Source organism: Bacillus timonensis (assembly GCF_000285535.1).
In the GTDB taxonomy this organism is placed as follows: Bacteria; Bacillota; Bacilli; order Bacillales; family Bacillaceae_L; genus Ferdinandcohnia; species Ferdinandcohnia timonensis.
In genome coordinates this window covers 1,203,956-1,218,337 of the sequence record NZ_HE610985.1, presented here as the reverse complement: position 1 = coordinate 1,218,337, position 14,382 = coordinate 1,203,956, and the positions used below count along the sequence as shown (strand labels likewise).

Genomic DNA, 14,382 nt, shown 5'->3' with positions numbered 1-14,382 from the left:
AAGAAGGAAGGAGGAACACATGAAAAAGAATATCTCTTTTCTAGTGATTATTATTGTTTTTGGTATTTTTTATGTAAACCAAGCTGGTTCAGCAGAAAATCAAATTTTTCCTATGGTTTCTCATCCAACAAGCAAATTGGAAATGCCCAAAAAAACAATCCCCGAAATGGTAACCCGTTTTGAATTTAATTCTGGGTATCATTTTGAATACCCAGACGCAATTAGAGGGATATATGCATCTGCCCATTCAGCTGGGGGTGATCGTTTTTCTCAGCTTGTGCAATTAATAGATGGGACTGACCTAAATGCAATGGTTATTGATGTAAAGGATGACTTTGGATATTTAACATATGTGCCACCTGAGGGTTCACCATATAAAAGCATTAGCAAGGATTATATTAAAGACCCGACAGCCATGCTTAAAAAGCTTGAAGAGAAGCAAATTTATCCAATCGCAAGGGTTGTTGTATTTAAGGACTCTGTATTAGCAACGCAACGACCGGAATTATCGTTTAAAGATGGAGATAAGGTTTGGACGAATGGACGAGGGGAAGCGTTTGTTAATCCTTTTTTAAAAGAGGTTTGGGATCATAACGTGGGAATTGCTATTGAAGCAGCGAAACTTGGATTCCAAGAGATTCAATTTGACTATGTTCGCTTTCCTGAAGGATTTGAGAAAAGGGATCGTTCCTTAACTTATGACTATGGGGAATATGAACAATCGAGTCTTACGAATGTTCAAAAACGAGTAGCCGCTGTTACGGATTTTGTAGCATATGCGAAAGAAAAATTAGAGCCATATAATGTCAAGGTTTCGGTTGATATTTTTGGATATACCGCAACTTTACCAGAGGCTCCTGGTATCGGCCAAAACTTCTCAAAAATATCAGAGCATGTGGATGTTATTTCATCGATGATTTATCCTAGTCATTGGACGTCTTATTTTGGAATACCTCGTCCTGACATAGAACCATATCGCTTGGTTTCTGAATATGCAAAAGTCGAAAATCAAAAGCTTAATCAAATTGAAAATAGACCGATTTCAAGACCGTGGCTGCAAGATTTCACAGCAAGCTGGCTTGGAAAGGGTAATTACACAGTATATGGAAAAGAGGAAATAGAAGCCCAAATTAAAGGCTTGCAAGACCAAGGAATCAATGAGTTCTTACTATGGAATGCGGCTAACAGCTATACAAAAGGTGTAGATTATACACCATAAAAAGGCTCGTCTAAAAATTAGAAAAAAGCTGGTCCCAAAATGTTGGACCAGCTATCACTTTTTATTTTTTTCTTCCGCCAACGCTTTTCCAACCAGCTTTTACTTGTAAATCACGATTTACAATAGTAGAACCAGATTTGCCTCCAAATACTCTTTCCCCAACACCGTTTGCCATAACACCCATCAAAGCAGTAATACCAATGACCAGAACAGCAATAAGACCTAAATCCATTATGTAACTTGCCATGAATATCCCTCCGATTCGATTAACCTTATTTCTATTCTATTCCAAGTTTACTCTTAATAAAAGAGGGAATATTTAAAATTAGAACAAAATCATGTAACTTGCATACACTAAGGTTGTTTTATAAAAAGTACAAGGAGCAGATGTATGAACTGGTATGAGAAACTAAATCAGTATTTTCCAATTGAAGAAATGAAATCTAAAGAACATATGGAAACACTATTGAAGGAAAAAGGGGACATTTACTACAAAGACGAAGGACCATACCATGTCCTCATGTATGCTGAACTTGAGCATTTTATCTTTATTGATTACCTTTTTGTTTCAAAAGAGTCCCGTGGACAAGGTCTAGGGCATAAACTTATCGAAAAATTAAAGAAAAAAGGAAAACCGATTATCCTTGAAGTTGAACCAGTCAACTATGAAGATACAGACACTGGAAAAAGGCTGAAATTTTATAAGCGAGAAGGTTTTGAACATGCTTCTTCAATTGGTTATGAACGAAAATCTTTGGCAACAAATGAATTAAATCAAATGGAGATTCTTTATTGGTCACCGACAAACGAATCTGAAGAAAGTATATATCAAGCAATGAGAGAAACATATGAAGAAATTCATAAATACAAGGATAAAGAATTTTATGGGGAATCTTACCAAGATGTTGATCAAGTATTATCATTTAACGATAATAATGATAATCGGGATATATTAAAAAATGAGTGAGTTTTGCTATGAAAAGAGCAGTGATTTTTAATTACTTTCCATAATAGAGCCAAAGAACTATAAGGTTTTCATGATTCTAAAGTTTTCTTCAAAATTGTCTATCTTTCTCAGAAAATTTGAGGTATAATAATTAAAGAAATTACTTAATTAAATTAATTTTAATTTAGCATATACATCCATGACCAATCATGCTGATTGTTAAGTAATAATCTACTTTTAAGGGAGTGATAAGGTTAATGGTTACTCTTTATACTTCTCCAAGCTGTACTTCCTGCCGTAAAGCGAAGGCATGGTTAGAGGAAAATCATATTCCATTCCAAGAAAGAAACATTATTTCAGATTCTCTTTCAATCGAAGAGATCAAAGAAATTTTACGTATGACGGAAGATGGAACAGATGAAATTATTTCAACTCGTTCTAAAGTATTCCAAAAATTAAATGTAAATCTTGAGACAATGCCTCTTCAGGATTTATACAAATTAATTCAAGACAATCCGGGTCTTCTTCGTCGACCAATTATCATCGATGAAAAAAGACTTCAAGTTGGATATAATGAGGACGAAATTCGCCGATTCCTACCGAGAAAAGTTCGTACCTTCCAACTAAAAGAAGCACAACGATTAGTAAACTAACATCAAGAAACTTCTACAATAAATTTGTGGAAGTTTTTTTCTTTAATAGGACATTTTCCTCGTTTTCTTTCGTATTTCGTATTATAATGGTACAAAACAGAAGGCACCCAAATAAACTTAACCACATTCATGGAATGAATGAAAACCGGGCAGATTAACTGTTTTTGTAAAAATCATCTTTTTTATTTCCATTCTTATATCTTTTAACATAAAATAAAAGTACAAGACATAGGCTTTTTTCTAGACTGAGATTATTCTACAGCAATTATGGGAAAAGTGAATAAAAGGGCATCTGGCTCGGGGGTATAACGTCCCTTCAAAAATCTGAGCAAGAAGGGAGAGGTTCTGTAATGGAAATCGAAAGAATCAACGAACATACAGTAAAATTCTATATTTCATATAATGACATAGAACAACGTGGATTTGAACGTGAAGAAATCTGGTATAACCGGGAGCGAAGTGAAGAGCTCTTTTGGGAAATGATGGACGAAATCCACCAGGAAGAAGAATTCACGATTGATGGTCCACTATGGATCCAAGTCCAGGCGTTAGAAAAAGGGTTAGAGGTTCTTGTTACACGAGCACAGCTATCTAAAGATGGGAACAAATATGAGCTTCCTGTTGGCGATGATAAAATTCCAGTTGACGAAAAGATTGAATCTTTACTCGATCAACAATTTCATTCCAAATACGAAGACAAGGATTTTGTTGAGGAATTTGAGGAAGAAAACTTTCAATTTTTAATTCGATTTAATGATTTTGAAGATGTGATTTCACTTGCACATCGTATCCAACTTGAGGGACTTAATAATTCATTGTACTCATTTGAAAATAAGTATTACTTATTCATTGAGTTCAATGAGGAAGTCTACACAGAGGATGAACTTGAAGACATGCTTAGTATCGTCTTGGAGTATGGGCAAGAATCAGCATTATCTGTTCATAGAATTGAAGAGTATGGTAAAAAGATTATTAATGAGAATGCGCTAGAAGAAATGGTTAAATATTTCTCACTCTAAGGAAAAGTCGATTTCATTTCGTGGAATCGGCTTTTTTGATTTGCGTAAAAAGTTCATAATTTTTAAATTGTACATACATAACAACTATGCTAATTTTAAAGGGCAAGCAATAAATAGAATAAGGAGTTGATGCCGTGTTTGTTGCATTACGTGAAAATGGAGAATATATTTCATTAGCGGAAAAATGGGAGCGCTCAAGTTTGCTTGAACTTCGTAGCAGTGAAATCTTTTTTGTCCCGCGTGTCGTAACAAAGTACAGCTTAAAGCGGGTATGAAAAAAACACACCATTTTGCACATCTTAAGGGAGCGGAATGCACGGTTAAAACCGAACCTGAGACTGAATACCACCTTAATGGTAAAAGACAGCTTTATCATTGGTTTCAAGCACAAGGCTATGATGTTAAGCTCGAGCCATTTTTACCCGACATTTCACAACGCCCAGACCTTCTAGTAACCCTCGAAAACAAACGGTATGCTATTGAGTACCAATGCTCTCAAATCGATTACCAATTATTTAAAAAGAGATCAGATTCTTATAAAAATATAGGAATTGTACCCATTTGGATTCTAGGCGCAAAATGGTTTAAACGAATATCCGCATCTTCTGTGCGACTTTCACCATTTCAATGGCTTTTTGCTACATCCTTCAATCAACCAATTCAACCTAGTATCCTATATTACTGCCCTACTACCTCTACATTTGTAAAACTATCCAATTTACAACCTTTTACAACAAGTGAAACCTTTTGTTCAATAAACTTTTATAAAGAGAATGTGATATCTTTTTCAAGGCTACTAGTATTGGACAATTCTATGTTTACCATGCCAAATTCGTGGGTAAGGAAAAAACATACGTGGAGACTATGTTACTCCGCATATTCAACCAATCAACTTGCTTCATTTTTAACTACCTTGTATCAAGAGCGAATACCGCCGTCCTATATCCCGGCTGAAGCGGGGGTACCTGTTAAATCAGGTTATTGGTTCCATACACCACCAATGATATGGCAAATGTGGATTTTGCTTGATCTTTTGCTCTTACTTCGAATAGGGGATACCTTCTTTTTTTCTACAGTAATGGAGGTGATTTCAAAGAGAATTTCTTCAAAGGATATTGTAATCAGACAGCTGCCGTTAGTTTTTCATACACAATATTCTATTGCTATTGAAGAATATCTACAATCACTTATAGCTTTCGGGATATTAAAACAACACACGAAAACAAAATATCAAAAGATAAGAGACTTTCACATACCTTCTAATCTAGAGGATGCCTTTAAAATGGATGAAACTTTTTTGGAAAAACACATGGTAAGTGTTGGAAAGCATGAAGAAGATGGAATGGTAAAACATAATATTGGTAAGGACTATATTAAAAAATTCAAAATTTAAACTTTTTCTATAAAAAAAGGAGATAATCAATAAGGTATCGAATACTTTTTAAGGAATAGGAAATAGGAGGTTTATAAAATGGCTGAACAATCAACTGTTAAGAAGCTCCCAAACCGGAGTGAAATTGCCGAGCAGGATACATGGAGATTAGAAGATATTTTTGCTTCAGACGAAGAATGGGAAAAGGAATTTAAAGAAATAAAAGAAATGATTCCTGGGATTGAAGCCTTCCAAGGTAAGCTGGGTGAGTCTGCAGATAAGCTTTATGAGGCACTTGCTTATCAAGATGCGATTTCCTTACGAATGGGGAAATTATTTACATATGCACATATGCGCAATGATCAAGATACATCAAATTCGAAATATCAAGGTTTATATGACCGCGCAACAAATCTTTATACACAAGTTGGTAGTGCACTTGCTTTTATCGTTCCTGAAATTCTATCTGTTGATGAGGAAAAAATTAAATCGTTTTTAGGTGAAAAAGAAGAATTAAAGATTTATGAACATGCCTTACATGATATTAACCGTGAACGTCCACATGTTTTATCGGCAAAAGAAGAAGCCCTACTTGCACAAGCCTATGAAGTAATGGACTCTTCAAGCAACACATTTGGAATGTTAAATAACGCTGATTTAACATTCCCATCTATCAAGGATGAGAACGGGGAAGAGGTTGAAATTACACACGGTCGTTATATCCGTTTTCTTGAAAGTTCTGATAGACGTGTGAGAGAAGAAGCTTTTAAAGCGGTGTATGACACGTACGGGAAATTTAAAAATACCTTTGGTAGTACTTTAAGCGGCACTGTTAAAAAGGATAATTTTAATGCTCGTATTCGAAATTATCAATCAGCCCGTGAAGCTGCCTTAAGTAGCAATAATATTCCTGAAACAGTTTATGACAATCTTGTGAATACAATCAATGATAATTTGCCACTTTTACATCGCTATGTCGACCTGCGTAAAAAGGCACTAGGTGTGGATGAGCTTCATATGTATGACCTATACACACCACTTGTGAAAGATGTAAAAATGGATGTCACCTATGAGGAGGCTAAAGAATATATCCTAAACGGGCTTTCTCCATTAGGTGAAGATTATTTAAATGTATTAAAAGAAGGCTTTTCTAATCGTTGGGTGGATGTTCATGAAAATAAAGGGAAGAGAAGTGGAGCATATTCATCCGGGACATATGGGACAAATCCTTATATCCTTATGAACTGGCAAGATAATGTTAACAATCTTTTCACGTTAGCCCATGAATTTGGACACTCTGTTCATAGTTACTATACTAGAAATAACCAACCATACACTTATGGAAACTACTCTATTTTCGTTGCAGAGGTTGCTTCCACTTGTAATGAAGCACTCTTAGGTGACTATTTATTAAAAACAATTGATGATGACCAAAAGAGATTATATCTTTTAAATCATCAGCTTGAAGGCTTTAGAGGAACTGTATTCCGTCAAACAATGTTTGCTGAATTTGAACATATGATTCATATGAAAGCACAAGAAGGAGTAGCATTAACTCCCGATTTGTTTACGGAAATGTATTATGAGCTTAATAAAAAATACTTTGGTACAAACATTGTAGTGGATGATGAGATTGGTTTGGAATGGTCTCGAATTCCGCATTTCTACTATAATTATTATGTGTATCAGTATGCAACTGGTTATAGTGCTGCAACTGCACTAAGTAAACAAATTTTAGAAGAAGGCAAGCCTGCTGTTGATCGTTACATTAACAATTTCTTAAAAGCAGGAAGTTCTAATTATCCAATCGAAGTGCTAAAAAACGCCGGTGTAGATATGACTTCTGCAGAACCAATTAAAGAAGCTTGTAAGGTATTTGAAGCTACACTAACCGAGATGGAAAAATTATTAGAGAAGAAATAAAGTATAGGGGGCGTCCAAGCTGGATGCCCCTAACCTATTGACGAAAACCCCTGAATCGATTTCGATGATTATAAATAACAAGTGTCACGAGTAATGAAAGAAATAAAAGAGGGGTTGTGATATAGAGGGGAATCAATTTCATTAAACCCAATATGTTTAATCCAAAGGTGACGATGATCATAAAACTCCCGATTATCAACCCAATTTTCCTCATTCCCGATACCTCCTTACATTGAATGGAAGTTTCATATTCTATATTTATGTCCAAGCGTAAGTATTAAGAATAGGAATTTGACAACTTTGTGAAAAAATGTACAAATAGTTGAAAAGGGTTATCAATCTTGCTATTATGTAGTCAAGAAGTAATCACACAAACAACACCCCTTTGTTTGAAGTGAAATTTCTCCCATCCCCTTTATTGAAATAGAAAAAAGACTTGGACCAATTTGTTCCAAGTCTTTTTTGTTATTCTATATATCTCCAGAAGGTTCCGTATTTAACAGGAACTTGTTCAACTTTTTGCTTTAATATTAGTTTTTTCATTTCACGTTCGACTTCTTGTATAGATAAATCATACAGAACTGAAATTTCTTTTGAGGCAACGAATTTAAAGTATTTTAAGAAAAGCTCCAATGGTGGCGGTGGAGTGGGTTTTATTTTTTCACCCAGCATATCGTAAATAATATGAACATACATTTCATATGGATAGCAACCAGTAATCTTCAATCCTTCTTCTTCAATATTTTCGTTGAAGAAAACAAGTGTGGGAATTTCTTCCACTTCCATTTCAGATGTGATTTTCAAATCACATTGGAATGCTTTTGCTGCGCTTGATGAGTGAAGATCATTTGAAAATTCATTCACATCAAGTTCAACTTCTTCTGCACACGACATTAAGACATCTACAGTAGAAATATCACGTTTTTCAAGAAATAGATTTTCCTGTAGTTTTCTTAAAAAACGAATCCCTGCTTTTTTTCCTTGCAACTCAGCGGCTTTTATCGCAATAGAGACCAAATGGGGAGCTGATATTGGATTTTCAAGCCAGAGACTTCCATCACATGACATTCCAGACCTACTAGCAGTGCGTTCCCAGACCTGCGCCAAATCAGCAGGCTTTTTCTTCTTTTGAATATTAAGGGAAGCAAGGCGCCCACTTAAAATATGGCGAATTGTGAAATACCGTCCATACTCAATTGTTAGCTTTTTTAAAATGGGTTCCAGTGCCCAACAATCAGGACATAGTGGATCGATAAACATATAGATTTCCAACGGCCGATTGCTTGATGAATGATTGGATCCCATATTTTCAATTTGTTTCAAGACCTTACCCCTTTCTACTCGTCAGGAGTGTTTATCATATGTTGAGCTGTTAGTATCAGCCTATCGTAAAATAATTCTCTTATTGCACCATCAAGCTCTATCTCATCCATCGCAGCACTCATACATGAAAGCCATGCATCTGCACGCTTTGGTGTGATTGGAAATGGAAGATGTCTAGCCCGTAGCATTGGGTGACCATGCTCATAAGAGTATAGAGGCGGACCACCTAAAAATTGTGTTAAAAATTGTTTTTGCTTACGAGCCGTTTCTGTTAAATCGTCAGGGAAAATGGGGACTAAATCAGGATGATTCCCGACTCGCTTGTAAAAAGCATCAACAAGTTGAGACAGAGTTTCCTCTCCCCCAATAGCTTCATATGGTGGTATAAGATTTTCAGACATTCAGGTGACTCCTTTAATAACTAATGTACTAACATTTTATCAATGGAAGGTAATTAACTCAAATAAAGCGCACTTTTAGTGAAATGAAATTTATGGAATTACCATCGGAAGTATCAAAAAGAAGAAGCTCTTCCTGTAAAGGCAGGAAGAGCTCAGCTATCATCCGATATAGGTTTCTGTTACTTTTCTTACATAATTTTGCGTTTCTTTAAAGGGTGGGATACCACCATACTTATCGACATTACCTGGCCCTGCGTTATAGGCAGCAAGCGCAAGTGAAGTATTTCCGTTATAGCGGTCTAACATATTGCGAAGGTACTTTGTCCCTGCTTCAATATTTTGAGCAGGATCAGTTAAATTGGTCACCCCTAAACCTCTAGCTGTAGCAGGCATCAATTGCATGAGACCAGTAGCACCTGCATGGCTCTTTGCATTCGGATTAAAATTAGACTCATGTTTTATAACAGAGCTTATTAAGCGGGCATCAACATTGTACTTTTGTGCAGCATTTTGAATCAATTCATTAATACTGTTAGAAGCCGTTAATGGTTCTGTATTGGAAATGTCTAACGGCATATAATGCTTATTAGCATATAGAGACGAAGGATTGACTTTTGATCTAATACTCTCAGTTGGCAAACTAGATGAGCTGGACATCAGCTGTAATAGCATGTCCTTAAATAAGGAACTGTCATTATCACTAGGTGATGTATCTGTTGTTGAAACATTTCGTAATGCCTGGAGCTCCATCAATACTTTAAAATCTATTTTCATTAGAGTTCCTCTCCTAGTAGAATTTGTTTCTTACGATTATAAAATCTACGAATTTTATTATCTGTTTTACGAATAGGTATATTGTATTGTTGTAATAGCTCTTGAAAAACTATTTTTCCGCATAACTCATCAGTTACTTCATATTCTACCTCGAAATCGGTTTTGTTTAAATAGTAACTCTTATCCAGTACGAGTAAGCCATTTTTATATTCAACTTCTGCCCGGCTCGTTTTAAGAGAGCCAAAGAATGTTACATCTGTGGGTTCAATTGATAACTTTTTTAAAATAGAAGCCACTTCACCCGCGATGATGTGCCCACCATCGAGCATTTGTTTTGCTTCCTCTGCAGTCAAAATTTGATGGGTCTCAAGTAAACCACGAGTAACAGGTTGTTTTAATGTGAGTGTATATGTTCCTTTTTTCTCACGGATACGGAGGGCAGCCCCTTGATTTTTTAACGCAAACTCAGGTGTATCAAAATAAAAATTCTCTTGAAAAACTTTTTTGGTATCGTCAATTGAGAATACTTTAAGTAACCGCTGGTATTCAGTTTCTTCAAGAATATTTTTAAATTCAATCTCAAGCTCTTGTGACATAATTTCATCGTCCTTTATTACAGTTTGTTTTATTATATCATTTGCGTGTGTACTTTTTTAGGAAATGATTTGCAGTTTCTTTATCGAATTGATGAACATATGATAAAATAAGTGTGGATTTGGAAATGAGAAAAAGGAGATAACTGATGCAAAAACGTATTGAAATTAGTCATTTTAATTATTCTAACAACAGATTAGAGCTTATGGCGGACAATATAGCTTTTGACACGGCAGGATTGCAAGCTAGTGGTCAAATGTTGGTTGATTCCGATTCGCTTGCATTTATTTACAAGCTTGAAAATGAGCACGAATTTATATATGTGAGCTTGCCATCAGATATATGGCCATCACTGAAAAATGTGATTTATGAAAAACAACAAGTTATTTTACGTCTAGAACACAACGAACTCGAACTAACCGATATCATTCCTGAATTGGAATACCTTTTACAAAACATTGAAGGTAATTCCAATTACGGATCTGAGATGGTTGACCTCGTAGAAAAAACATTTTTATCTGAATAAGTTAAGACTCTATGTTGGTTGAAGCGGAAAACGTCCACCTGCTGTGAAAACCAACGGTGAAAAGAGCAACAAAGTTTGCGAAGATAAATGGGGGGCTATTATGAGTAAAGACTGGGATCTTTTTTTGGCTCCGTACAAACAAGCTGTTGATGAGCTGAAAATAAAGCTTAAAGGAATGAGAGCCCAATTCGAAATGCAAGGTACCCATTCCCCAATCGAATTTGTAACAGGAAGAGTAAAGCCAATCCCTAGTATTTTAGATAAAGCAATAAAGAAAAGCATTCCGCTTGACAGAATTGAAGAAGAAATGCAAGACATCGCTGGACTTAGAATGATGTGTCAATTTGTGGATGATATCAAGCTGGTAGTTGAACTATTAAAGATGCGGAATGATTTTGAAATCATTGAAGAACGAGATTATATCACCAAAAAGAAAGATAGTGGATATCGTTCCTATCATCTTGTAATTAAATATCCCGTTCAGACTATTAGTGGAGAGAAAAAAATATTAGTAGAAATACAAGTTCGCACACTTGCTATGAACTTTTGGGCAACAATCGAACACTCCTTAAACTATAAATATAAAGGCAGGTTTCCAGAAGAAATCGAACATCGCTTACAACGAGCAGCAGAGGCTGCATTTTTACTTGATGAGGAAATGTCCAAAATACGTGGTGAGATTCAAGAAGCACAAGTCATTTTTTCTAGAAAAACGGATAGCAATGATTCTGATAAAACTTGATAGATAGGGTGTAAAACATGAAATTTGCTGTAACTTCGAGAGGTGACTCGAACTCGAATACATTAATGCATAAAATAAAAACGTATTTAATGGACTTCGGGCTCACATATGATGAGGACCAACCAGATATTGTCGTTACTGTTGGCGGAGATGGAACACTATTATATGCCTTTCACCGTTACCGCAGTCGATTAGATAAAACTGCATTTGTCGGGATTCACACAGGACATCTTGGTTTCTATGCGGACTGGGTTCCAGAAGAAATTGAAAAACTAGTGATTGCAATTGCGAAAACCCCATATCAGGTGGTCGAATACCCTTTACTCGAGATTTATATCCGTTATATTAATGGTGGGCGCGAGTCTAGATATCTTGCGTTGAATGAATGTACAGTAAAAAGTGTAGAAGGATCACTTGTAATGGATCTTGAAATCAAGGGTCAGCTTTTCGAAACATTCCGTGGGGATGGTTTATGTATTTCAACACCATCTGGAAGTACTGCGTATAATAAAGCGCTCGGTGGTGCCATTTTACATCCATCAATTGAGGCAATACAGGTAGCGGAGATGGCTTCGATTAATAATCGTGTATTCCGAACGGTTGGTTCACCCTTGATTTTACCGAACCATCATACCATCTTGATGAAACCAGTGAATGACGTTGATTTTCATATTACGATTGACCATTTAACCCTTTTACACAAGGATGTGAAATCCATTCAATGCCGCGTGGCACCTGAAAAAGTCCGTTTTGCACGTTTTCGCCCCTTCCCATTTTGGAAAAGGGTACGTGACTCATTTATTTCGGATTAACGCAAAATGCGAAAGGTTTCCGTTTAGCGACGTACGGACTGAGGACTACAGGATGGACGTTTTTGGTCTATATTTCTTAAGGAGATAAAGGAAACACGGTGAGCGAAGTGAGCCGATGTTGAGCTTATCGTAGGAAAGGTGCGGGAAGTCTTGCAAGTCGCTACGAGCCGTAGCTGGACAATTGGAAAGGAAAGAGTATTTTGGCGGCATTTACACTTGAATGGAAGATAATATCTCGAGATACAGGAAAAATTGTGAAAGAGTTTTTAAGAGAGCAGGCTATTTCAAAAACGGCTCTCACAGACATTAAGTTTGCGGGTGGCGGCATTTTTATCAATGGCTCCCCTGTAACGGTTCGGCACCGTTTAATGGAAGGCGAGGTACTAAGAGTAGTATTTCCACCTGAGGAACCAAGTGTTGAGTTAACGCCTGAAAACCTACCAGTATGTATAGTCTATGAGGACCCTTACGTACTAGTGGTGAACAAACCACCACACCAGCAGTCGATTCCATCCCGTGATAGTTCAACTGGCAGTTTAGCGAATGCACTATTGTATTACTATCAATCTATAGGTCTTAATGCGACGGTTCACTTAGTGAATCGACTTGATCGGGATACTTCTGGATTACTACTAGTTGCCAAGCATCGTCATATCCATCATTTATTATCTGAACAACAAAAAGCAGGCAAATTAAAAAGGACCTATGAAGCGGTCGTTCATGGTGTGTTAGATGAGGAGCTGGGGACTGTTGATGCACCAATTGGTAGGAAAGACGATAGTATCATCGAGCGCCAGGTGCGAGAGGATGGACAAAGGGCGGTTACTCATTTTAAAGTTATAGAAGAGCTTGGTGATTGGTCACATATTCAGTTACAACTTGAAACAGGTAGAACCCATCAAATTCGTGTTCACCTTTCTCATATCGGTCATCCAATTGTAGGAGATGATTTGTATGGGGGAGAGAAGGTAGCGATTAAGCGTCAAGCACTCCATTGCCGAACACTTAGATTTTTTCACCCAATGGATAAAAAAGAGATAGTCTTTCATGCGGAACTCCCTGAAGATATGAAAGAGTTACTGAAAAAAGCGACCTTATAGAGGTCGCTTTTGTGTTGGATCTGTGGTTTGGATAGGTATATCAGGATATAAGTGAGTCGAAAATTTTGATAAATGGTATCTCGGAAACCGTCTAAATGGTAATATCGAATAGTCGAAAAACAATCGACAAGGGGAGAATCATGCGGTTATCGAAGATTCGAAAAATAAGAAAAAAAGCCCTTTGTTTATCACCGTTCGAAATTCCATGCATCCCATTTACTATCTACCCTAATTCACGAAACTTCTCCGCCACGTATGGCATCGACGAAGGTACAGCCACTGTTTCCATCTCAGGATACCTTAGTGCAGTTAAATTTCCGCCAAAAACACATCCTGTATCAATATTTACCGTATGATTTACCCACCTTGGTTCCTTCACTGGAGTATGTCCATATACTATCCAGGGAGAACCTTTATAATGCTTAGCCCAATCTCGTCTTTCAGGTGTTCCGTCTGGATTATTCTTACCGGTAATATCTCCGTATAACACGAATGTTTTTACCTTTTTATCATTACGACCGATATAATCTTCCCGTATCCCAGCGTGAGCAATAACTAGTTTCCCACCGTCTAATCTTTCGTATAGTGGTGCTCCTTCATATAATTCGATAAACTGATTTCGAATCGATGCTTGCTCTTTTTTATTCAATGCTTCATACTCTGCGACGGTTGTTTCTAGGCCATGAGTGGTTTGGACCTTGTTCCCAATTAAAAAACGATATAGTTTATTACAGTGGTTACCAGGCACATAATATGCCTTTTTAACCTGAACCACTAGATCATAAACGACTTCAATCACCCGCAAAGACTCTGGGCCCCGATCTGTTAAATCTCCAACAAAAGCAAGTTCTCGCTCGCTATGTAATGGAAGACCACTTTCCCATGAATAACCTAACGACGTCGTTAACTCTTTAAACTCCTGATAACAACCATGGATGTCACCAATCACATCGATTTTCATCATAAACACCTTTCCAT

Annotated in this window: 18 protein-coding genes; 11 read left to right on the top strand and 7 right to left on the bottom strand. The window is 36.6% G+C overall.

Annotated features, from left to right (window positions below; genetic code table 11):
• The first annotated feature begins 19 nt into the window (after positions 1–19).
• Positions 20–1,219 (top strand): putative glycoside hydrolase, encoded by a 1,200-nt coding sequence (locus BTHG_RS06355; protein WP_010283344.1) that lies wholly within the window; start codon positions 20–22, stop codon positions 1,217–1,219.
• 61 nt (positions 1,220–1,280) lie between these two features.
• Here the strand turns inward: BTHG_RS06355 and BTHG_RS06350 are convergent, their stop codons facing one another.
• The gene (locus tag BTHG_RS06350) at positions 1,281–1,466 is read right to left on the bottom strand and encodes a hypothetical protein (RefSeq protein WP_010283343.1); all 186 of its coding nucleotides are present in this window, start codon (positions 1,464–1,466) and stop codon (positions 1,281–1,283) included.
• 144 nt (positions 1,467–1,610) lie between these two features.
• Here BTHG_RS06350 and BTHG_RS06345 point away from each other — a divergent pair, with 144 nt between their 5' ends.
• The 6 genes from BTHG_RS06345 to pepF all read left to right on the top strand — a co-directional run bounded on the left by BTHG_RS06345 (position 1,611) and on the right by pepF (position 7,132).
• A complete protein-coding gene (locus tag BTHG_RS06345) occupies positions 1,611–2,186 on the top strand; it encodes a GNAT family N-acetyltransferase (protein WP_010283342.1) in 576 nt (191 codons plus the stop codon).
• Between the two features lie 236 nt (positions 2,187–2,422).
• Entirely contained in the window at positions 2,423–2,818 is a 396-nt protein-coding gene (spxA, locus tag BTHG_RS06340; RefSeq protein ID WP_010283341.1) for a transcriptional regulator SpxA, read from the top strand.
• Positions 2,819–3,168: 350 nt separating this feature from the next.
• Positions 3,169–3,837 (top strand): adaptor protein MecA, encoded by a 669-nt coding sequence (gene mecA / locus BTHG_RS06335; RefSeq protein WP_010283340.1) that lies wholly within the window; start codon positions 3,169–3,171, stop codon positions 3,835–3,837.
• Between the two features lie 134 nt (positions 3,838–3,971).
• The gene (locus tag BTHG_RS26680; RefSeq protein WP_157256132.1) at positions 3,972–4,112 is read left to right on the top strand and encodes a hypothetical protein; all 141 of its coding nucleotides are present in this window, start codon (positions 3,972–3,974) and stop codon (positions 4,110–4,112) included.
• The gene (locus BTHG_RS06325) at positions 4,109–5,230 is read left to right on the top strand and encodes a competence protein CoiA (RefSeq protein WP_010283339.1); all 1,122 of its coding nucleotides are present in this window, start codon (positions 4,109–4,111) and stop codon (positions 5,228–5,230) included. Before BTHG_RS26680 ends, BTHG_RS06325 begins: the two co-directional genes overlap by 4 nt.
• A gap of 78 nt (positions 5,231–5,308) precedes the next feature.
• Positions 5,309–7,132, top strand: a complete 1,824-nt coding sequence (gene pepF, locus BTHG_RS06320; RefSeq protein WP_010283338.1) for an oligoendopeptidase F — start codon at positions 5,309–5,311, stop codon at positions 7,130–7,132.
• Positions 7,133–7,166: 34 nt separating this feature from the next.
• On the opposite strand, the gene BTHG_RS27300 is transcribed toward pepF, so the two are convergent.
• The 5 genes from BTHG_RS27300 to BTHG_RS06295 all read right to left on the bottom strand — a co-directional run bounded on the left by BTHG_RS27300 (position 7,167) and on the right by BTHG_RS06295 (position 10,226).
• Positions 7,167–7,346: a hypothetical protein gene (locus BTHG_RS27300; protein ID WP_010283337.1), complete on the bottom strand. Its 180-nt coding sequence runs from the start codon at positions 7,344–7,346 to the stop codon at positions 7,167–7,169.
• A 251-nt stretch (positions 7,347–7,597) separates the two neighbouring features.
• The gene (locus BTHG_RS06310) at positions 7,598–8,437 is read right to left on the bottom strand and encodes a ClpXP adapter SpxH family protein (protein WP_042341584.1); all 840 of its coding nucleotides are present in this window, start codon (positions 8,435–8,437) and stop codon (positions 7,598–7,600) included.
• A 32-nt stretch (positions 8,438–8,469) separates the two neighbouring features.
• Positions 8,470–8,856: a globin domain-containing protein gene (locus BTHG_RS06305; RefSeq protein ID WP_010283335.1), complete on the bottom strand. Its 387-nt coding sequence runs from the start codon at positions 8,854–8,856 to the stop codon at positions 8,470–8,472.
• Positions 8,857–9,015: 159 nt separating this feature from the next.
• Positions 9,016–9,630, bottom strand: coding sequence for a lytic transglycosylase domain-containing protein (locus BTHG_RS06300; RefSeq protein ID WP_010283334.1), 615 nt, complete (start codon positions 9,628–9,630; stop codon positions 9,016–9,018).
• Positions 9,630–10,226, bottom strand: coding sequence for a CYTH domain-containing protein (locus BTHG_RS06295; RefSeq protein ID WP_010283333.1), 597 nt, complete (start codon positions 10,224–10,226; stop codon positions 9,630–9,632). The genes BTHG_RS06300 and BTHG_RS06295 overlap by 1 nt, the downstream gene beginning before the upstream one ends.
• A 146-nt stretch (positions 10,227–10,372) precedes the next feature.
• On the opposite strand from BTHG_RS06295, the gene BTHG_RS06290 reads away from it, so the two are divergent.
• The 4 genes from BTHG_RS06290 to BTHG_RS06275 all read left to right on the top strand — a co-directional run bounded on the left by BTHG_RS06290 (position 10,373) and on the right by BTHG_RS06275 (position 13,404).
• On the top strand, positions 10,373–10,750 hold the full coding sequence (locus BTHG_RS06290; protein ID WP_010283332.1) for a UPF0738 family protein: 378 nt from the start codon (positions 10,373–10,375) through the stop codon (positions 10,748–10,750).
• A 100-nt stretch (positions 10,751–10,850) separates the two neighbouring features.
• Positions 10,851–11,492 carry a GTP pyrophosphokinase gene (locus tag BTHG_RS06285; RefSeq protein ID WP_010283331.1) on the top strand — a complete coding sequence of 214 codons (642 nt, stop codon included), beginning with the start codon at positions 10,851–10,853 and terminating at the stop codon, positions 11,490–11,492.
• 17 nt (positions 11,493–11,509) lie between these two features.
• Positions 11,510–12,304, top strand: a complete 795-nt coding sequence (locus tag BTHG_RS06280) for an NAD kinase (protein WP_010283330.1) — start codon at positions 11,510–11,512, stop codon at positions 12,302–12,304.
• Between the two features lie 200 nt (positions 12,305–12,504).
• The gene (locus BTHG_RS06275; RefSeq protein ID WP_010283329.1) at positions 12,505–13,404 is read left to right on the top strand and encodes an RluA family pseudouridine synthase; all 900 of its coding nucleotides are present in this window, start codon (positions 12,505–12,507) and stop codon (positions 13,402–13,404) included.
• Between the two features lie 223 nt (positions 13,405–13,627).
• Here the strand turns inward: BTHG_RS06275 and prpE are convergent, their stop codons facing one another.
• Positions 13,628–14,365, bottom strand: coding sequence for a bis(5'-nucleosyl)-tetraphosphatase PrpE (gene prpE / locus BTHG_RS06270; protein WP_010283328.1), 738 nt, complete (start codon positions 14,363–14,365; stop codon positions 13,628–13,630).
• Between the last annotated feature and the right edge of the window lie 17 nt (positions 14,366–14,382).

Coding starts and splice junctions, on each gene's coding strand:
- BTHG_RS06355 (WP_010283344.1), top strand. CDS start 20: ATGAAAAAGAATATCTCTTTTCTAGTGATTATTATTGTTTTTGGTATT.
- BTHG_RS06350 (WP_010283343.1), bottom strand. CDS start 1,466: ATGGCAAGTTACATAATGGATTTAGGTCTTATTGCTGTTCTGGTCATT.
- BTHG_RS06345 (WP_010283342.1), top strand. CDS start 1,611: ATGAACTGGTATGAGAAACTAAATCAGTATTTTCCAATTGAAGAAATG.
- spxA (WP_010283341.1), top strand. CDS start 2,423: ATGGTTACTCTTTATACTTCTCCAAGCTGTACTTCCTGCCGTAAAGCG.
- mecA (WP_010283340.1), top strand. CDS start 3,169: ATGGAAATCGAAAGAATCAACGAACATACAGTAAAATTCTATATTTCA.
- BTHG_RS06325 (WP_010283339.1), top strand. CDS start 4,109: ATGAAAAAAACACACCATTTTGCACATCTTAAGGGAGCGGAATGCACG.
- pepF (WP_010283338.1), top strand. CDS start 5,309: ATGGCTGAACAATCAACTGTTAAGAAGCTCCCAAACCGGAGTGAAATT.
- BTHG_RS27300 (WP_010283337.1), bottom strand. CDS start 7,346: ATGAGGAAAATTGGGTTGATAATCGGGAGTTTTATGATCATCGTCACC.
- BTHG_RS06310 (WP_042341584.1), bottom strand. CDS start 8,437: ATGGGATCCAATCATTCATCAAGCAATCGGCCGTTGGAAATCTATATG.
- BTHG_RS06305 (WP_010283335.1), bottom strand. CDS start 8,856: ATGTCTGAAAATCTTATACCACCATATGAAGCTATTGGGGGAGAGGAA.
- BTHG_RS06300 (WP_010283334.1), bottom strand. CDS start 9,630: ATGAAAATAGATTTTAAAGTATTGATGGAGCTCCAGGCATTACGAAAT.
- BTHG_RS06295 (WP_010283333.1), bottom strand. CDS start 10,226: ATGTCACAAGAGCTTGAGATTGAATTTAAAAATATTCTTGAAGAAACT.
- BTHG_RS06290 (WP_010283332.1), top strand. CDS start 10,373: ATGCAAAAACGTATTGAAATTAGTCATTTTAATTATTCTAACAACAGA.
- BTHG_RS06285 (WP_010283331.1), top strand. CDS start 10,851: ATGAGTAAAGACTGGGATCTTTTTTTGGCTCCGTACAAACAAGCTGTT.
- BTHG_RS06280 (WP_010283330.1), top strand. CDS start 11,510: ATGAAATTTGCTGTAACTTCGAGAGGTGACTCGAACTCGAATACATTA.
- prpE (WP_010283328.1), bottom strand. CDS start 14,365: ATGAAAATCGATGTGATTGGTGACATCCATGGTTGTTATCAGGAGTTT.